Annotated in this window: 21 protein-coding genes; 10 read left to right on the top strand and 11 right to left on the bottom strand. The window is 58.7% G+C overall.

Annotated elements, in window-relative coordinates; translation table 11 throughout:
• Positions 1–82: 82 nt before the first annotated feature.
• The 8 genes from phbB to ACR0LH_RS12050 all read right to left on the bottom strand — a co-directional run bounded on the left by phbB (position 83) and on the right by ACR0LH_RS12050 (position 5,969).
• On the bottom strand, positions 83–805 hold the full coding sequence (gene phbB, locus ACR0LH_RS12015) for an acetoacetyl-CoA reductase (RefSeq protein WP_170485113.1): 723 nt from the start codon (positions 803–805) through the stop codon (positions 83–85).
• A 187-nt stretch (positions 806–992) separates the two neighbouring features.
• On the bottom strand, positions 993–2,168 hold the full coding sequence (locus ACR0LH_RS12020) for an acetyl-CoA C-acetyltransferase (RefSeq protein ID WP_170415051.1): 1,176 nt from the start codon (positions 2,166–2,168) through the stop codon (positions 993–995).
• A 183-nt stretch (positions 2,169–2,351) separates the two neighbouring features.
• On the bottom strand, positions 2,352–3,185 hold the full coding sequence (locus ACR0LH_RS12025) for an EAL domain-containing protein (protein WP_480721129.1): 834 nt from the start codon (positions 3,183–3,185) through the stop codon (positions 2,352–2,354).
• 100 nt (positions 3,186–3,285) lie between these two features.
• Positions 3,286–3,474 carry a hypothetical protein gene (locus tag ACR0LH_RS12030; protein WP_170387455.1) on the bottom strand — a complete coding sequence of 63 codons (189 nt, stop codon included), beginning with the start codon at positions 3,472–3,474 and terminating at the stop codon, positions 3,286–3,288.
• 90 nt (positions 3,475–3,564) lie between these two features.
• Positions 3,565–4,536, bottom strand: coding sequence for a sterol desaturase family protein (locus tag ACR0LH_RS12035; RefSeq protein WP_170485109.1), 972 nt, complete (start codon positions 4,534–4,536; stop codon positions 3,565–3,567).
• Entirely contained in the window at positions 4,533–4,919 is a 387-nt protein-coding gene (locus ACR0LH_RS12040; RefSeq protein ID WP_480721131.1) for a hypothetical protein, read from the bottom strand. Before ACR0LH_RS12040 ends, ACR0LH_RS12035 begins: the two co-directional genes overlap by 4 nt.
• Positions 4,920–4,980: 61 nt before the next feature.
• Positions 4,981–5,310, bottom strand: coding sequence for a hypothetical protein (locus tag ACR0LH_RS12045; RefSeq protein WP_170387461.1), 330 nt, complete (start codon positions 5,308–5,310; stop codon positions 4,981–4,983).
• 92 nt (positions 5,311–5,402) lie between these two features.
• Positions 5,403–5,969 carry a TlpA disulfide reductase family protein gene (locus tag ACR0LH_RS12050; RefSeq protein ID WP_480721133.1) on the bottom strand — a complete coding sequence of 189 codons (567 nt, stop codon included), beginning with the start codon at positions 5,967–5,969 and terminating at the stop codon, positions 5,403–5,405.
• A 21-nt stretch (positions 5,970–5,990) separates the two neighbouring features.
• Here ACR0LH_RS12050 and argH point away from each other — a divergent pair, with 21 nt between their 5' ends.
• The 5 genes from argH to ACR0LH_RS12075 all read left to right on the top strand — a co-directional run bounded on the left by argH (position 5,991) and on the right by ACR0LH_RS12075 (position 11,705).
• Positions 5,991–7,379 (top strand): argininosuccinate lyase, encoded by a 1,389-nt coding sequence (argH, locus tag ACR0LH_RS12055; RefSeq protein ID WP_170485103.1) that lies wholly within the window; start codon positions 5,991–5,993, stop codon positions 7,377–7,379.
• Positions 7,379–7,561 (top strand): argininosuccinate lyase, encoded by a 183-nt coding sequence (locus ACR0LH_RS12060; protein ID WP_170485101.1) that lies wholly within the window; start codon positions 7,379–7,381, stop codon positions 7,559–7,561. Before argH ends, ACR0LH_RS12060 begins: the two co-directional genes overlap by 1 nt.
• 85 nt (positions 7,562–7,646) lie before the next feature.
• Positions 7,647–7,796 (top strand): hypothetical protein, encoded by a 150-nt coding sequence (locus ACR0LH_RS12065; RefSeq protein WP_170415035.1) that lies wholly within the window; start codon positions 7,647–7,649, stop codon positions 7,794–7,796.
• A 65-nt stretch (positions 7,797–7,861) separates the two neighbouring features.
• Positions 7,862–9,127 (top strand): diaminopimelate decarboxylase, encoded by a 1,266-nt coding sequence (gene lysA, locus ACR0LH_RS12070; protein WP_170387470.1) that lies wholly within the window; start codon positions 7,862–7,864, stop codon positions 9,125–9,127.
• A gap of 37 nt (positions 9,128–9,164) precedes the next feature.
• Entirely contained in the window at positions 9,165–11,705 is a 2,541-nt protein-coding gene (locus ACR0LH_RS12075; RefSeq protein WP_480721135.1) for a TIGR02302 family protein, read from the top strand.
• Positions 11,706–11,714: 9 nt separating this feature from the next.
• On the opposite strand, the gene ACR0LH_RS12080 is transcribed toward ACR0LH_RS12075, so the two are convergent.
• Positions 11,715–12,464, bottom strand: a complete 750-nt coding sequence (locus tag ACR0LH_RS12080) for a zinc-ribbon domain-containing protein (protein WP_480721136.1) — start codon at positions 12,462–12,464, stop codon at positions 11,715–11,717.
• 183 nt (positions 12,465–12,647) lie between these two features.
• On the opposite strand from ACR0LH_RS12080, the gene ACR0LH_RS12085 reads away from it, so the two are divergent.
• The 5 genes from ACR0LH_RS12085 to ACR0LH_RS12105 all read left to right on the top strand — a co-directional run bounded on the left by ACR0LH_RS12085 (position 12,648) and on the right by ACR0LH_RS12105 (position 16,680).
• A complete protein-coding gene (locus ACR0LH_RS12085) occupies positions 12,648–13,325 on the top strand; it encodes an ATP-binding cassette domain-containing protein (protein ID WP_170485095.1) in 678 nt (225 codons plus the stop codon).
• Positions 13,322–14,221 carry a cell division protein FtsX gene (locus ACR0LH_RS12090; protein WP_480721137.1) on the top strand — a complete coding sequence of 300 codons (900 nt, stop codon included), beginning with the start codon at positions 13,322–13,324 and terminating at the stop codon, positions 14,219–14,221. The genes ACR0LH_RS12085 and ACR0LH_RS12090 overlap by 4 nt, the downstream gene beginning before the upstream one ends.
• Positions 14,221–14,961 carry a lysophospholipid acyltransferase family protein gene (locus ACR0LH_RS12095; RefSeq protein WP_480721171.1) on the top strand — a complete coding sequence of 247 codons (741 nt, stop codon included), beginning with the start codon at positions 14,221–14,223 and terminating at the stop codon, positions 14,959–14,961. The genes ACR0LH_RS12090 and ACR0LH_RS12095 overlap by 1 nt, the downstream gene beginning before the upstream one ends.
• Positions 14,948–15,553: a pyridoxamine 5'-phosphate oxidase family protein gene (locus ACR0LH_RS12100; protein WP_480721138.1), complete on the top strand. Its 606-nt coding sequence runs from the start codon at positions 14,948–14,950 to the stop codon at positions 15,551–15,553. Before ACR0LH_RS12095 ends, ACR0LH_RS12100 begins: the two co-directional genes overlap by 14 nt.
• An 83-nt stretch (positions 15,554–15,636) precedes the next feature.
• Positions 15,637–16,680 (top strand): sterol desaturase family protein, encoded by a 1,044-nt coding sequence (locus tag ACR0LH_RS12105; protein ID WP_480721139.1) that lies wholly within the window; start codon positions 15,637–15,639, stop codon positions 16,678–16,680.
• A 56-nt stretch (positions 16,681–16,736) separates the two neighbouring features.
• Here ACR0LH_RS12105 and lpdA read toward each other — a convergent pair whose 3' ends face one another.
• Positions 16,737–18,125: a dihydrolipoyl dehydrogenase gene (gene lpdA / locus ACR0LH_RS12110; protein WP_480721140.1), complete on the bottom strand. Its 1,389-nt coding sequence runs from the start codon at positions 18,123–18,125 to the stop codon at positions 16,737–16,739.
• Positions 18,126–18,197: 72 nt separating this feature from the next.
• Positions 18,198–18,467, bottom strand: a complete 270-nt coding sequence (locus tag ACR0LH_RS12115; protein WP_170414993.1) for a hypothetical protein — start codon at positions 18,465–18,467, stop codon at positions 18,198–18,200.
• Position 18,468 lies beyond the last annotated feature (1 nt).

Genomic DNA, 18,468 nt, shown 5'->3' on the forward strand with positions numbered 1-18,468 from the left:
TGAACGCAGCGCGCGCGTCCTTACGGGATAAAAGAAGGGCCGGTCTGAAAAGACCGGCCCGTTTTCGTTTTCTGTGTCCGGCTTAGACGAAAAACTGTCCACCGTTGGCCGAAATGGTCGAACCGTTGATGAATTGGGAATCGTCCGACGCCAGGAACGCAACGCAGCGTGCGATTTCCTCGGGCTCACCCAGGCGACCAGTCGGGATTTGCGCAACGATGGAATCGCGCACTTTTTCAGGAACTGCCATGACCATCTCGGTCGCGATGTATCCGGGGCAGATCGCGTTTGCAGTGATGCCAGCGCGCGCGCCTTCCTGCGCCAGCGATTTCACGATGCCCAGATCGCCCGCCTTGGTCGCGGCATAGTTCACCTGTGCGAACTGGCCCTTCTGACCGTTGATCGAGCTGATGACGATCACGCGGCCGAACTTACGCTCGCGCATGCCGGGCCATACAGGGTGCACGGTGTTGAATACGCCGGTCAGGTTGGTGTCGATCACCTGATGCCACTGTTCCGGGGTCATCTTGTGGAAAGGCGCGTCCTTGGTGATGCCCGCGTTGGCGACCACGATGTCGATGGGGCCGACCTCGGCCTCGACTTTTTCGATGCCCGCTTTGGACTCGTCATAGTCGGCAACGTTCCACTTGTACGTGGCGATGCCGGTTTCTTCGGTGAACTTTGCTGCGGCTTCATCATTGCCGGCATAGGTGGCCGCAACATTGTATCCTTCGGCCTTTAGCGCCTTGGAAATTGCTGCGCCGATGCCGCGCGAACCGCCGGTGACGAGTGCTGTACGTGCCATTTAGGACTCCTCCAATTCATATCGTCTTGGTAATGCTGTTACTTTGAGAGGTGATCTTGCGCAATATTGTTTCGTCATGAATTTCGAGATTCCGGGTGGCAATATCGTCGCATCTTCGGGGCGTGCCCCAGTGTAACAAAAAAGGGGCGCCCAGCGGACGCCCCTTTTTATGCCATTTTCAGGGCACTTAGTCGCGCTCCACGCAGAGGGCGACACCCATGCCGCCGCCGATGCACAAGGTCGCCAGACCTTTTTTCGCATCGCGGCGTTTCATTTCAAACAGAAGCGTGGTCAGAACCCGGCAGCCCGAGGCGCCGATCGGGTGGCCAATGGCAATGGCGCCACCGTTCACGTTCACGATCGAAGGATCCCAGCCCATGTCCTTGTTTACGGCGCAAGCTTGCGCGGCAAAGGCTTCGTTGGCTTCAACCAGATCCAGATCACCGACCGACCAGCCCGCCTTTTCCAGTGCCTTGCGCGACGCGTAGATCGGGCCAACGCCCATGATCGAGGGGTCCAGACCCACTGTCGCGTAGGATGCGATCCTTGCAAGCGGCTCAATCCCGCGCTTTTCAGCGTTTTCAGCCGACATCAGCAGGGTGGCGGCCGCGCCGTCGTTCAATCCCGACGCGTTCGCTGCCGTGACCGAGCCGTCCTTGGTGAAGGCGGGGCGCAGCTTGGCCATGGCCTCCATGGTCGCGCCGTGGCGGATGTACTCGTCGCTGTCCATCACGATATCGCCCTTGCGGGTCTTGATGGTGAAGGGCGTGATCTCGTCGGCGAACTTACCGGCTTTCTGCGCAGCTTCGGCCTTGTTCTGGCTGGCCACGGCGAATTCGTCCTGCGCGTCGCGGCTGATCTGCCATTTCTCGGCCACGTTTTCGGCGGTCTGACCCATGTGGTAGCCGTTGAACGCATCCCACAGACCATCGCGGATCATGGTGTCGATATATTTCATATCACCCATTTTGTGTCCTGCGCGCAGTGCGGCGGCATGCGGCGACAGGGTCATGTTTTCCTGACCACCAGCGGCCACAATCTCGGCATCGCCCAGCTGGATGTGCTGCGCACCCAGCGCAACCGCCCGAAGCCCCGAGCCACAGACCTGGTTGATACCCCAGGCCGCGCTTTCTTTTGGCAGGCCGGCGTTGATATGAGCTTGGCGCGCAGGGTTCTGGCCCTGCGCTGCAGTCAGAACCTGCCCCATAATGGTCTCGGACACTTCGCCCTTCTCGATCCCGGCACGTTCCACGACAGACTCGAGAACCGTGGTCCCCAGATCATGTGCGGGGGTGTTGGCGAACGATCCGCCAAAGCTGCCGACGCCTGTGCGTGCTGCGGATGCGATTACTACGTTGGTCATTTAGACAATCCTTTACCGTCAAGGTCCTGTGGGAAACGTGACGGCGCAAGTCACAGAGGTCGCCCTCTGACAGTCCCGAGCGCCTCATGATCCCCCGCTCCAACTGATCATGGCATAGCGCAATGCTGCAGTTGCAGCAACGGGCAGCTTGTCTCAGGGAGTGAATAGGCGATTTTTCCATGGTTAACTGCCTGTTTTATTGAGTTTCCCAGATTTCCAAGGGGCTGAGACAGATGGTGCGCCGAACAAAAAACCCTGCAGGCAGTCAACGCCGCTTGAGACAAGGAATTCCGCGTCTTCCCGTGTTTCAACCGATTCGGCTGTCACCAGAATTTCAAACTCACGCGCGACGGCGATTAGGGCGCGCACAAGTGCTTGATTGTCGGGGTTGTCGCTGATCCCACGTACAAACTGGCCGTCGATTTTTGCGGCGTCAAAAAGAAACTCGCGGAAGTGGCGAAAGCTGAAATTGCTGGCACCAAAATCATCCAGCGCGAAGGCAACGCCACGAGGCTGCATGCGGTCCATGAAATCGACCACCAGTTCGGGCAGGGTCATTGCCGAGTCTTCTGAAATCTCAAGAATCAACCTTTCACCAATGCTGGGGTCTTTTTTGAGAAATCTCTCCATCACGCGGGACCATCGCGCATATCCGATCGAGCGTGCGGACATGTTTACCGACATTCGGATGTCCGGAGTCCGGGCCGGTGTGCGCAAGCCCATTTCAAGCGCGATACAGTCCAGTTCGCGACCGATCGGGGTGTTTTCAAGCTGGGGCATGAACTCGCGCGCAGGAATCACGCGGCCTGTTTCGTCCAGAACCCGGATAAAGCCTTCGTAAAACGCGACTCCATGAGGGGGATTGGCCTGCATAACCGGCTGAAACGCCAGCTTGCATTGCTTGTGTTTCACGGCGTCCGATGCCATCTGAACGGTTGTCGCATCCCTGGCGGCAACGGCCGAGTTCAGGGGGTTTTCAGACCCCTCGGGCAAATCTGCCAGTGTCCTGTCCTGCATGAGTTCAACGTTCCCTGCCCGTCATCGGTCAGGTTCGGATATCAAAGCAAACTCATGAATCTGCGGTTAACGGAGGGCATCAATACCTGAGGCAGCAAGATTAGCGTGCTGTTTCCCAGATGCGCCCCAGGGACGCTGCCGCGCCGATCACAGCTCCGGCAAAGCCAAGAGCCATCATGGAAAACCCGAGAACGACAAGCGAGGACGCTGTTCCAGCCAGTGCTGTCAGCATCGCGACAACCAGACCCGCCAGACCCAGAACAGTGGATATGGTCAAAAATCGGGTCATGATCCGCCTCCGGTCGTTACGTTGCGCTTTCTGAGGATATGGACTGCGCAGGCCGGAATTCAAGAAAGTACCTAGGCAGATTCGGTGGGTTCAGGCACGTTCTGCTTGCGAATTAGGCTCATCGTCTCGGAAATGCTCGAATCCGGGCGTTCCGCGATCTTCGGGATGATGGGCAATATGCTTGGCCTTGATCTGTTCCGAGTTGTCGCGGCTTCCGTCATGGCTATAGCCCGGAGGCGCGAAGCAGTAGGCCAGTCGCTGGCGCAGCGTCAGGCCCGGCTGGGTCGCATCGCGCCAGATACCGACCCATTCGTGGAAAGCGACGCGTAGCGGGTTGAACGTGCCGATATTGTGAACCAGCCCGTAATCGACGCGGTCGTGTTCTTGTTCCGGCACGAAGGTTCCAAACAGCTTGTCCCAGACGATGAACGTGCCGGCATAGTTGCAGTCCAGATAGCGAGCATTGCGTCCGTGATGCGCGCGATGGTGGCTGGGCGTGTTCATGACCGCTTCAAACCAGCGGGGCATCTTGTGGATGGCTTCGGTGTGAATCCAGAACTGGTACACAAGGTTCACCCCGCCGCAGAACAGAACCATTGCGGGGTGGAATCCCAGTAGGATTAAGGGCGCGCGGACGACCATCATGAAGGTGAATGTATAGGTCCATGTCTGCCGAAGCGCGGTGGTCAGGTTGTAATGCTGGGAACTGTGGTGGTTCACATGACTGGCCCAGACCCAGCGGATGCGATGGCCGAATCTGTGCACCCAGTAGTAGCGAAAATCATCCAGCACAAAGCAAAGGATGATCACGGGTATCGACGTGCCCAGATTCAAGGGCGTGATCTGCCACAGCCACATGAAGAATGTGTAGACAATAACTCCCAACAACAGATCGGAAGCGATATTCCCCGCGCCCATGATCAATGAGGTCACGGCATCGCGGGTCTCGTATCGCCCGCCTTTGCCTTTGATCGCGATCCACAGAAACTCGGCAAGGATTGCGGCGATAAAGACCGGGACGGCCCACTGCACGGCGTCCGGGAATGTCACTTGATCGGTCATGAGGGCTCCAACAGGTGCCGCCAGTGCTGGCGTTCAAAGTCATCTAGGTGGACGATTGCCTTGGGGGTGCCAAATTCGTTGAACCGGATCTCGAACCCGTCGGGGCGATCCAGCCAGTCGAAATCCAGCAGGTGCCGGGCAACGGTATCCATACCGAACACCCAGACCAAACCGTTCCCCGAGGGCGTGCGGATGAGCGCCGAACGCCCATCATGGGCAACGGTGACGTCGATGATGTAGTCGTCTGGAGAATGCCGCAGCCATTCACGCCGCGCACCATCCTGCGTCAGCGCGCGCAAACGGGACCTGCCCGTCAAATGCAACATCGCGGTGATTCCGGTGATTCCTCCGATCACCAGAACCAAAAGAATTTCCAGCGGCACAGCCGTCCTCCCGTTGAGCAAAGTGCAGAGTGGCCGGGTGGCTGTCAAAGGTGGCGTAACGTCAGCTTGCTTCGAGCCGTTCCAGGATTTCGTGCTGAACCACCCGCTGGACAAACGGCACCAACCCTTCCGGACCAGATGTCCTGTCCTTGAGGTGGATGCAGATGTCGGGTCTGCGCGATGCGATGATGCCCACCAACTCTCCTCGGGTCTTGTCGTCCAGCCCTGCGCCAATGATTGCGCAGGCTATTCTTGGTTCGGTGTCCAATTGCCGCCGGACTTCATCGGTGTCGTGTGCGCCGAGCCATTGGATCGGCAGATGATCCAACTGTAGCGCCACATCACCGATGACATTTGGCAAACGACCAACTAGCAGAACTACCGGTTTCATTGCCGTCTCCCTTCCTGAAGGTTGCAAACGAAAACCGGCCCATAGGGGCCGGGATCAGTTTACCACAACTAGACGGGAAAAGGTCGCGCGCCTTAACTTTCAGGCTCTACGAGCGCTGAAATGATCGACTTGGCGCTGTCCGAGTTCCACTCGGCATCTCCGATCAGGCGTGCGATCTCGTTGCCCTCGGGGTCCAGAATGACGGTAATTGGCAGCGCCAGAACCCCCATCTCGCGGGCAACGGCGGATCTGGGGTCCTGGTGACGCGGCAGGTTTTCAATGCCGTTTTCCTGAAAGAATTTCTTGATCCCGGCAGGCGAATTGCGCCCCGTGGCCAGAGTTAGAACTTGGAACTTATCCCCGCCAAATTCCTGCTGGAGTTCGGCAAGCTGCGGCATTTCCTTACGGCAGGGGGCGCACCACGTGGCCCAGAAATTCAGCAAAACATACTTGCCCCGGTAATCCTCAAGCGAGGCGGCACCGCCATCGTCTTCAAGCTGGAATTCAACCGCAGCAACAGGTTTCGGCTCTTTGTGCAGGATCAGGCGTTTCAACGTGCCGTCCCGCAGTGGACCCAGAGTTTCCGCGTCTGTGGCCAAAGCCGCGTTTGCACCCAGCGCAAGGGCCATATAAAGGGGGATCAGACGAAATAGGCGCATATCAACTCCGGGTTTTCTTACATGACCGATCAATCCTCGAACCAGATGTGGGGCGGCCGCTTTGCCGCCGGTCCAGACGCGATCATGGAGGCGATCAATGCCTCGATCGGGTTCGATCAGCGGATGGCAGCCCAAGACATCGCAGGCTCGCGCGCCCATGCCGCCATGTTGGCAGCCACAGGCGTTATTACTGATAGTGACGCGCAAGCCATTCGGGAAGGGCTGCTCACCGTTTTGTCAGAAATCCAGTCGGGGTCGTTCCAGTTCTCGACCGCGCTTGAAGACATCCACATGAATGTCGAGGCGCGGCTGAAAGAGGTGATCGGAGAACCGGCAGGTCGTTTGCACACAGGCCGGTCGCGGAATGATCAGGTGGCGACCGACTTTAAACTCTGGGTCCGTGATCAGTTCGATGCGGCGGAAACCGGCCTGCTGGCCTTGATCCGCGCCTTGCTGACACAGGCCGAGGCCGGGGCCGATTGGGTCATGCCCGGCTTTACTCACCTGCAAACGGCACAGCCTGTCACTTGGGGCCATCACATGATGGCTTATGTCGAGATGTTTGGCCGCGATCTGTCGCGCGTCCGCGATGCGCGCGCCCGGATGAACGAATCTCCTTTGGGCGCGGCGGCGCTGGCTGGAACATCCTTCCCCATCGACCGCCAGATGACGGCTGAGGCGCTGGGCTTTGACCGCCCAGCGGCAAACTCGCTGGACGCAGTCAGCGACCGGGATTTCGCGCTGGAGTTTCTGTCTACCGCCTCGATCTGCGCAGTTCACCTGTCGCGCTTTGCTGAGGAATTGGTGATCTGGTCCTCGGCTCAGTTCCGGTTTGTGACACTGTCTGATCGCTTTTCGACCGGTTCGTCGATCATGCCGCAGAAGAAAAACCCTGATGCCGCCGAGCTGATCCGCGCCAAGGTGGGCCGTATCTATGGCGCGAATACGGCGCTGATGATGGTGATGAAGGGTCTGCCGCTGGCCTATTCCAAGGACATGCAGGAAGACAAGGAGCAGGTTTTCGACGCCGCCGACAACTGGATGCTGGCGCTGGCCGCGATGGAGGGGATGGTTAAGGACATGACCGCCAACCGCGACAGTCTGGCGGCTGCGGCGGGGTCGGGGTTCTCGACCGCGACCGATCTGGCCGACTGGCTGGTGCGGGTGCTGGGCCTGCCGTTCCGCGACGCGCACCATGTCACAGGCTCGTTGGTGGCGATGGCCGAATCCAAAGGCTGCGACTTGCCCGATCTGACGCTGGACGACATGCAGTCGGTTCATGCGGACATCACGGATGATGTCTATTCTGTTCTTACCGTCGAAAACTCGGTAAACTCACGCCAGTCTTACGGCGGCACGGCGCCGGATCAGGTGCGTGCCCAGATCAAGCGGTGGAAGGCGCTGGTGTAATGCAGATCGTGCGTGTGTTGCTTTTGATCTCGGTCGGAGCGGTTCTGGCCGGGTGCGGTGCGGATGGCGAACCGATTCAGCCAACAATGAATGCCAATATCGGCGTCGGCAGCAGCGGCACGTATGTCGGCGGTGGAATTGGTCTGCAACGCGGCGGCTTGGGGATTTATCTGGGCCTCTGACGCGCGGAGATTGCAATTCACTGGTTCCGCTCCCATCTGCACTCGGTAGCCTGCGCTTAGGCACCTCAACACCGATGAGACTCGAATGAAAACTTTTGGCCTGATCCTGTCGCTTGTCGTTCTGGCGGCGTGTGAACCTTCGTCTAACCCTCGTCCAGAACCCGAGGCCAACTCGGGCGGTTCAGGGATCAAGATTTCCGGCTATGGGCGGGTCGGCGTTTCAACGACCAACTGACGCAACGCTACGGCTTGTGCAGAATCCATTGATCCGCGCGCCCTTTTTGGTCTAAGCGCGCGGGTATGGATCACTTTCTCTACCGCGACGGCGCGCTTTACGCCGAGGACGTCCCAATCTCCGAAATCGCAGCAGCGGTCGGAACCCCGTTCTATGTCTATTCGACAGCCACACTGCTGCGGCACTTCAAGCTGTTCGATGATGCGCTGGACGGCATGGACCACCTTGTCTGCTATGCAATGAAGGCGGCCAGCAATCAGGCGATTCTGAAGACGCTGGCGCAGGCGGGCGCGGGGATGGACGTGGTCTCGGGCGGGGAATATCTGCGGGCCAAGGCCGCAGGCGTGCCGGGCGACAAGATCGTGTTTTCGGGCGTTGGCAAGACAGCGGATGAAATCCGTACCGCTCTGACCGGTGGCATTCGCCAGTTCAACGTGGAATCTGAACCCGAGATGGAAGTGATCAATGCGGTCGCCCTTGATCTGGGCGTGGTTGCGCCGATCACCGTGCGGGTGAACCCGGATGTGGACGCCAAGACCCACGCCAAGATCGCTACTGGAAAGTCCGAGAACAAGTTCGGTATCCCGATCGCGCGCGCGTCAGAGGTTTACGCCCATGCCGCCACCCTGCCGGGGCTGGAGGTGATTGGCATCGACGTCCATATCGGCTCGCAACTGACTGAGTTGGAGCCGTTCGAGCTGGCCTATACCAAGGTCGCCGAGCTGACCGAACAGTTGCGCAGTGAAGGGCACAATATCCGTCGTCTCGATCTGGGCGGCGGTCTGGGCATACCCTATACCCGCGCCAATGATGCGCCGCCGCTGCCGGTGGAATATGGCGCGCTGATCAAAAAGACATTGGGCCATTTGAACTGCGAGATCGAGATCGAGCCGGGCCGACTGATCGCAGGCAATGCAGGGTTGATGGTCAGCAAGGTGATTTATGTGAAATCGGGCGAAGGTCGCGATTTCCTGATCCTCGACGGGGCCATGAACGACCTGATCCGCCCGGCAATGTACGAGGCGCATCACGATATCGTCGCCGTTCAGGAACCCGCGCCGGGCGTGGAACAACAGCCTTATGATATCGTCGGACCCGTTTGCGAGACCGGAGATACCTTCGCCAAACAGCGTAACATGCCGCCGCTTGCGCCAGGCGATCTGGTCGCCTTCCGCAGTGCCGGAGCCTATGGCGCGGTCATGGCCAGCGAATACAATACGCGCCCTCTGATCCCCGAAGTTCTGGTGCATGGCGATCAATTCGCCGTAATTCGTGAACGCCCGAGCTTTGACGAAATCATAAACCGCGATACCATACCAGAGTGGCTTTGACGCGATAGGCGCGCGGGCCCACTGTTGGAGGCCCGACTTGACCAAACGACTGCCCCTGCCGATCCCTAGACTGTCCCTGTGGCTGACGCACACTGGGATGCTGGCCGAGCGGGTTTGGCGTGCCTTTTGGCCGTTCTTTTCGATCCTGATGGCGAGTTTGGCGGCTTTGATGCTGGGACTTCAGGATCTCGTGACGGTTGAGACAGTCTGGATCGTGGGGTCTTTGGTTGTGCTGGGCCTTCTGGCCGCACTGGGTTTGGGCGCGCAGCGATTTAATATGCCCACGCGCGCCGAAGCGTTGATGCGTTTGGATGAAACCCTGCCGGGCCGACCAATTCAGGCGTTGATGGACGATCAGGCAATTGGGGCAAAGGATGCGGATTCGGTCGCCTTGTGGCAAGCGCACCAAAACCGGATGGCCCGTCGTGCGTCACAGGCCCAGCCCGTGAAACCCGATTTGCGCCTTGCGGATCGTGACCCATACGCGCTGCGGTATTCGGCTTTGCTGGCCTTGGTGATCGCCGCTTTGTTCGGGTCATTCTGGCGAATTGGATCCGTGGCCGAAATGACTCCGGGTGCCGCAATGGCGGATCAGGGACCAAGCTGGGAAGGGTGGGTAGAGCCTCCACGCTATACGGGTCTGCCGACGCTCTATCTGGCTGATCAGTCGAACCCAACCTTATCGATCACGCAGGGCAGCCGTATCACTCTGCGCTTTTATGGCGAGGTTGGCGCACATAGCCTTACGGAAACCACGACACCTTTGGGGGCTGAGGGCGCGACCGCGCCAGAGCAGGAATTTGTCGCTGATCGGTCCGGCCTATTGAAAATCGGCGGACCTTCGGGGCGGGAGTGGACGCTGGATGTTATCGCGGATGTTCCCCCCGAAATCGCAGTAGCCGACATCGCCACGGCCGAAGCTGGTGGGCAGATGAAGCTGCCCTATGCAGCCAGCGATGATTATGGCGTTCAATCCGGTACGGCCACCATCGAACTTGATCTCGCCTCTGTTGATCGCCGCTATGGTTTGACGCTTGAGCCAGAGCCGCGCGAGGTCATTTCAGTAGAACTGCCGATGCCGATTACCGGGGATCGCACCGACTTTATCGAGGACTTTATCGAGGATTTCTCGGAACATCCCTGGGCGCATCTGCCTGTCAAAATCACTCTGTCCGCGCGGGATGCTGCGGATCAGGAAACCCAGTCAGAACCCTATATGACCGCGCTGCCTGCCCGTCGCTTCTTTGACCCGTTGGCCGCGGCGATCATCGAACAGCGCCGTGACCTGTTGTGGACGCGCGAGAACGCCACGCGTGTTGCGCAGGTATTGCGGGCCGTTTCGCATCTGCCCGAGGACCTGTTCCGCTCGGACACGGCCTATCTGCGGTTGCGCGTGACCCTTCGGCGGCTTGAGACATTCACCGAATACGACCTGAAGCCAAAGCAACAAGCTGAGATCGCTCAGTCCTTGTGGGATCTGGCGGTGCTGATCGAGGAAGGGACGCTGGCGGATGCGCTGGAACGGATGCGTCGCGCGCAGGAACGCCTGACCGAAGCGATGCAGAACGGCGCAACCGATGAGGAAATCGCCGAACTGATGCAGGAGCTGCGCGAGGCCACGCAGGACTATATGCGGCAGCTTCAGCGGCTGGCGCAGGAAAATGACGGTCAGGAAGGTCAGCAGGGTCAGAACGGCGAGACCATGCAAATGACGCAGGACGACTTGCAGCGCATGATGGATCGCATTCAAGAGCTGATGGAACAGGGCCGCATGGCAGAGGCGCAGCAGGCGCTGGAGGAATTCCAGCAGATGATGGAGAACATGCGCGTCACGCAAGGTCAGGGTCAGGGCCAGCAGTCCGAGGGCCAGCAGGCCATGGAAGGTCTTGCCGAAACACTGCGCGAACAACAGGGGCTGAGTGATCAGGCGTTCCGTGACCTGCAGGAACAGTTCAACCCCGGTGCGCAAGCAGGCGAAAATCAGGGCAATGAAGGCCGGAATGGTGGTCAGGGCCGTGGTGACAGTCACGAAGGTCAAGGTGGTCAGGGTCAGGGCTCGGATCAGGCCGGAGAGGGTCAGCAGGGCGATGGTTCGCTGGCTGACCGGCAGCAGGCGCTGCGGGACGAGTTGGGCCGTCAGCAACAGAACCTGCCCGGTACCGGAACGCCCGAGGGCGAAGCTGCCCGTGACGCGCTGGGTCGTGCGGGCCGCGCCATGGACGAGGCAGAGCAGGCGCTGCGCGGTGACGATCTGGCCGAAGCCATTGATCGCCAGTCCGAGGCGATGGAAGCCCTGCGCGAAGGTATGCGTTCACTGGGTGAGGCGTTGGCCCAGAACCAGCAGAATCAGCCCGGCCAAGGCGCGCAGGAAGGTGACATGCAGGCCAACAGCCGCGATCCATTGGGCCGTAGCCCGGGCGCGTCTGGGTCGATCTCAACCGATGACAACCTGCTGCAGGGCGAAGACGTTTATCGCCGCGCGCGCGAATTGCTGGATGAAATCCGTCGCCGGACCGGAGAATCGGACCGCCCCGAGATTGAGTTGGAATATCTCAAACGCCTGTTAGAGCGCTTCTGACGTCACAGATCAGTTTTGCGGAGGGATGGAATTGGTCTGCGCTTCCAGCCACACACGCGCCTGATCGATCAGGGTGACGTAGCTGTCCAGTACCGGATCAGCCTGAGGCACAGCTTCGGATATCCTTTGCGCGTTGCCATAGATCAGGAACAGGACCGCGCCGATGATCACCATCAACAGGAATCCACGCCGGAACCCTCCGCTGGACTTGCGCGGAAGCAGCTCGACTTCTTCTTTCTTTTTCTTCTTCTTTTTCTTCGGGGCTGGTTCGTCGCTGCGCAGAGAGGAATTTATCGCCTCGACATCCGGCAACGTACCCTGTTCTTCTGAATCCTCGGTCGTTTCGGCGGTTGTCAGATCCTTGACCGCCTGATCAAGCTCTGGCTGCGGAGGCGGGTCCAGCGCCAGATCGGGTTGCGTTTCGAGGCTTTCGGCTTCTTTCGCGCGCAAACTGGCCTCGCGCGCAGCTTCTTCTTTCAGGATGTTGGCGACAGCCGGGTCCACATTGCCAGTTGTTGCAGCTTCTGCTGGTTTGGACTCGGTTTTGGTTGGCTGCGGTTCGGGTGCGGGCGGTGTTGGCGTGTCTTCGACCACGTCCGCGTCAGGTTCTGCCACGTCGGGTGAGGTTGCAGGATTTGGCTGTTTTTCCTGAAACCAGGTTTTTTCACAGTTGGAGCACTGCACGTCACGCCCCTGTTCGGGGATGACCTCGTCTGGAACCTCATATTGGGCACCGCAATTCGGACATGTAAGACGCATGCTGCCTCCCGGCCATAGTATTGACCTGATAGTAGTTTTTTCAGGAATGATATTCCGTTAAGACCAGACAGCAAAGGGTGTTTTCGGTTTCGCGCCGCAAGTGTCACCAAATCGACCCGGTACAGGCATTGAAACCGCGACTGTGCTCGGGCAAGAAGAGCAGCAGCAAAAACGGGGGCGCCGGTGATCGAGCTGGAAAATGTCAGCTATACCTATGGTGGTGGAGCTTTGCTGAGCGATGTATCCCTTCGGCTGCATCCCGGATCGTTTCATTTTCTGACCGGCCCTTCGGGGGCTGGCAAGACGACGTTGCTCAAACTCTGCTACGGGGCGTTGTTGCCGACCTCGGGGCGGCTTTGCGCGTTCGAGCAGGATGTCGCGGGTTTGGATCGGGACCAAATGGCCCTGCTGCGCCGTCGGATCGGTGTTGTACATCAGGATTGCCGGTTTCTGGATCACATGACGCTGGCCGAGAATGTGGCCCTGCCGCTGATGGTGTCCGGTCGCGCCGAATCCGCGCAGCAGGAAGACTTGGCCGAACTGCTGAACTGGGTCGGATTGGGCGCCCGACAGGACGCGGCTCCTCCTGAGTTGTCCGGCGGTGAGCGTCAGCGCGCGGCATTGGCCCGCGCGGTTATCCTGTCGCCCGATGTGGTTCTGGCGGACGAACCGACCGGGAACGTGGACTGGGACATGTCGCAGCGTCTGTTGCGCCTGTTGGTCGAGTTGAACAGGATGGGAAAGACGGTTCTGATCGCCACCCATGACCTAAGCCTGATCCGGGCAGCTAAAAGTCAGGTACAGGCGCGGGTGCTGCGCATTTCGCAACGACAAGTACAACTGGCGGGGGCGGACCTATGAGTGAGGGCACCATTCGGAACCTGCTTCAGCGTGACAAACGCGCGGATCGGGTTGTGCCACCCACGGGATACACGGCTCAACTGACACTGTTCGTGTCTGGCGCGATGGCTTTTCTTGCAGTTTTCGCCTTGGCCCTGTCGCTGGCATCCGGCAGGTTGGCGGATCGCTGGGCAACCGAACTGGCGGGGGCTGCCACGCTGCGCATCAACGCGCCGTCCGATCAGCTTGCCGCACAGACCGAGGCCGCGCTGACTGTTTTGTTGCAAACGCCCGGCGTTGCTTCGGCCCGCGCTTTGACTTCGGAAGAACAACTGGCCCTTTTGTCCCCTTGGTTTGGCCCCGATCTTCCGTTGGACACGCTACCCGTCCCGCAGCTGATCGAAATCATCGAGGGCGCGCCGGGGCTGGATGCCGCCGGTCTACGCCTGCGACTTGGGGCTGAGGTGCCGGGCGCAGTTCTTGACGACCACACCCGCTGGCGTGAACCTCTGGTCGATGCGGCGACATCGTTGAGACGGCTGGGGTGGGTGTCCATTCTACTGATCGGCGGAGCTACGGCCGCAATGATCACCTTGGCCGCCAATGCGTCGCTTGCCGCAAACGCACAGATCATAGAAGTGCTGCGCCTAGTTGGAGCACGCGACCGGTTCATCGCAAACGCCTTTGTTCGCCGGTTTACCTATCGGGCCTTTTTTGGGGCTGTGGTCGGGGTATTGTTAGGTATGACGGGGGTGCTGCTTTTACCCGAAGCCTCGGACGAAGGGGGCTTTTTGACCGGGCTTGGATTTCAGGGGCTTGGCTGGTTTTTGCCAGCTATGATCCCCGTACTGGGCGCCGCCGTCGCGTTTCTGGCCACCTGGAGCGCCGCAACCCGTAAACTGACGGAGCTTTCATGATGACCGCAGCATTGCAATGGGTTCGGTCTTTGATCTTCATGATCGTGATCTACACTTGGATGCTTGTCCTGGGTGTTGTTTTCGCGCCCTATGCCCTTTTCGCCAAGCGCGGCGCGCTGCAAGCGTGCAAGATTTACGCTCGATCAACGATGTGGATGGCGCGTTGGATGGTGGGTATCCGCTGCGAAGTCCGGGGTGCAGTGCCCGTGGATGAGGTGGTGATCGGGGCCAAACACCAGTCTTTCCTGGATATCATGATCATCTTCAACGCTGTCCCGCATGGGAAGTTTATCATGAAGCGGGAACTGCTCTGGACGCCGATAATTGGTCTTTATGCGCGTCGGCTCGGTTGTATCCCCGTGGATCGCGGTAAAAGGGGCGCGGCTGTGGCCAAGATGGTCAAGGATGTCGCAACCGAATTCGCAGAACCCGGTCAGCTTGTCATCTACCCGCAGGGCACGCGGGTGGCTCCGGGTGTGCAAAAGCCATACAAGGTGGGTACGGCGGTGCTGTACGAAGGGTTGGGTTTCACCTGCGTCCCTGCAGCAACAAACGCGGGGGTCTTTTGGCCTCGAACGGGGATCATGCGAAAACCCGGATTGGCGATTGTCGATTTTCTTGAGCCGATCGAACCGGGCGTCGCGCGCGAGGCGTTTCTTGAACGGCTGGAAGATGTGATCGAGAGCCGCTCGAACGCGTTAATGCGGGAAGTGGGGTTTGATCCTGATGGAGTTCATTGAGGACATCGAAACACTCGAGAGTCTCTATGGCACGCCCAGAGCGCCGTCCCTGCGCAAAGTGGCGGCCCAGCTTACACCGTTATACCGAAAATGGATCATGGCGTCGCGCTTGTGCATCCTCAGCACGGTTGGCCCTGAAGGGGTGGACGGAAGTCCGCGCGGCGATGATGGGCCGGTGGTGATGGAACTGGACAACAGGACGCTGGCGATGCCCGACTGGAGGGGCAACAACCGGCTGGACAGTCTGCGCAACATCGTGCGCGACCCGCGTGTTTCCCTGATGTTTCTGGTGCCGGGGTCCAACAATGTCGTCCGTGTGAACGGCCACGCGCGTCTGACGGTGGATGAACGCTTGCGGGACCGGTTTGAAAAACTTGGCCGTCGTCCTGCGACTGTGATCGTGATTGAAATTGCAGAGATATACACGCAATGCGCCCGCGCATTGATGCGCGCAGGGGCATGGACCAGCGGGGACGAAAGTACCGGGCTGCCATCCGTCGGTGAAATCCTGGCCGAGGCGTCAAAAGGCGAGGAAGGCGGTGCACAGTATGATGCGGAATGGGGTCCGCGCGCCGCCAAGACGATGTGGTGAAGGGTCTACACTTTTTCACGGAATTGCCACACGGGTAGACAATTCATAGCGCTAGAATAGGATAAGCTGAACCGGAGGTTTGGATGCAGCAGTTGCAGTCTTATTGGAACGCTTTCCTCGATCACGCGAAGAGTGTGCTTTTATATCCGCTTGATCCCGGCAACCGGATATATTTCTTATATTTGGCGACATCTTTATTAATCGCCTTTTGGATATATGCCCGAAAGCGCCGTACTTCCTCAGAAGTTGAAGGCGAGAAAACCTTTCTCGGGTTCTTATTTCCCAAAAAAGTATGGAAGCATCCATCGGCTTGGTTGGATGTGCGATATTTCTTTTTCCATATGTTGATCGGACATTTTCTTATGCTGGGTCTTCTGGCGGGATCTGCTGCGGTTTCATACTACTGGGCTAGCGGGGGATTCGACCCCCAAACTGCCGAGGAGGGAAAACACCTGACCGGTTGGGTCGGCGCGGCTATCACTATTGTATATATGTGTGTGCTGTTTTTAGTTACTGATTTTATTGCGTTTTATTTCCACTACCTGCAACACAAGATTCCATTGCTTTGGCAATTCCACAAGGTGCATCACAGCGCTGAGGTCATGCATCCCATCTCGAATTTTCGCGAGCACCCGATAGACAACATGTTTTATTATCTGGCGGTCGGCCTAGGGGGTGGAGCCGTAACCGGTTTTACCTTTCGAGTACTGGGCTACCACCCGAACATTCCGGTTGTTCTTGGCGTGCCACTATTGATGTTCTTGTTCAATGCCGTGGGATACAACTTACGGCATTCCCATATCTGGCTGCGTTGGCCGGGTGTCTGGTCCAAGGTCTTCCGGTCCCCGGCCCATCACCATGTGCATCACAGTTGTCATCCGGATCATTTGGACAAGAACTTTGCTTTCATGTTTCCGGTTTGGGATGTCCTTTTCGACACCTATGTCATGCCCAAAGACAATAGGGACGTGAAATTTGGCGTGACCGAAAAAGACAATGGCCACGAATTGAACACATGCATGAAGCTGTATTTCGTTCCATTCCGAGACGCCTGGGGTCTGCTGCGTCGGAAGCGTCAGGTCGAAAACACGCCTGGACAGACACAAAGCAACGAACCTGCCGAGTAAAGCAGATTGGTTTGACCTAGGCGCGACGCACAGACGTTGCGTCGCGCCTTTGGTGTTTAGCTATGGATCGGGCCGTCTCCGCAGGCCAGCGCAGCCTCGCGCACGGCCTCAGAGTAGGTTGGGTGAGCGTGGCAGGTCAGGGCCAGGTCTTCGGCCGATGCGCCGAACTCCATCGCGACGCAGACTTCGTGGATCAGGTCACCGGCAGCAGGGCCAATAATATGCGCGCCCAGAATACGGTCGGTGTCCTTGTCGGCCAGAATTTTGACGAAGCCGTCGGCAGCAAAGTTCGCCTTGGCGCGGCCATTGCCCATGAACATGAATTTGCCAACCTTGTAGGCGCGTCCAGCCTCTTTCAGCGTGGCTTCGGTTTCGCCGACATTGGCGACCTCGGGCCAAGTGTAGATCACACCCGGAATGACGCCGTAGTTCACATGGCCATGCTTGCCTGCAACCTGTTCGGCGGCGGCCATGCCTTCATCCTCGGCCTTGTGCGCCAGCATCGGGCCTTCGATCACATCGCCAATGGCGTAGATCCCCGGCACGTTGGTTTGCCAGTCGGCACCAACCTTGATCTGACCGCGCGGAGTCATCTCAACACCCAACGCCTCAAGCCCCAGCCCGTCCGAGAACGGCTTGCGCCCGGTGGCGACCAGCACCGTATCGGCGTCGATCACATGCTCGCTGTCATCTTTGCGCAGCTTGTAGGTGACCTTGGCTTTGGTCTTGGTGGCTTCGGTCTTTTGCACCGCCGCACCCATGACGAATTTCAGGCCCTGCTTCTTGAGAATACGCTGGAAGGTCTTTTGCACCTCGGGGTCCATGCCCGGCGTGATCACGTCGAGGAATTCGATCACCGTCACCTCGGCGCCCAGACGCTGATAGACCGAGCCAAGCTCCAACCCGATCACACCCGCACCAATCACGACCATCTTTTTCGGGATCTTGCCCAGCGACAGCGCGCCGGTCGAGGTCACAACGACCTTCTCGTCTATTTCGACACCCGGCAACGAAGACGGCTCGGACCCCGAAGCGATGATGATATTCTTGGCCTCGTGGACCTCGTCCCCGACCTTGACCTGACCTGCGGCGGGGATCGAGCCCCAGCCTTTCAGCCAGTCGATCTTGTTCTTCTTGAACAGAAACTCGATGCCCTTGGTGTTGCCGTCGATCACCTCGTCCTTGTACGCCTGCATCTGCTTCCAATCGACCGAGGGGCTTTTCCCCTTGAGGCCCATCTTGGCAAAGTTGTGCTCGGCTTCGTGAAGCTGGTGAGATGCGTGCAACAGTGCCTTCGACGGGATACAGCCCACATTCAGGCAGGTGCCGCCCAGTGTCTCACGTCCTTCGACAACGGCGGTTTTCAGACCGAGTTGAGCGCAGCGGATCGCACAGACATACCCGCCGGGACCGGCGCCAATAACGATGACATCATAGTTTGCCATTTTATTCTCCTAGAACCTGAGGAGTTAAACTTGAATCGGGCGGCCATCGCGGGATGGCGCACCCGGGAATAGTCAGACCGGTGTCAGAATTTTTACTTTGATATGGGCAACCCCGCCACGCTCGTGATGCATGGCCAGTTCCTCAGATTCAATAAAGTCCTGAGCGCGCTCCAGATCCGTGATTTCAAACAACGCAACTGCGTGGTCTTTCTGATCTGGGTCCTTCCAGATGTGGAGGTCGCGGATTCCCGCGGCCTCTCGCATTTTTTGGTCTTCGCGGAAGACTTTCAGCCAGACATCAAAGTCCGCTACGTCAGCCTGCCACAATACATGAGTTGCCATG

The sequence above is a fragment of the Ruegeria sp. CL6 genome, from assembly GCF_056536465.1.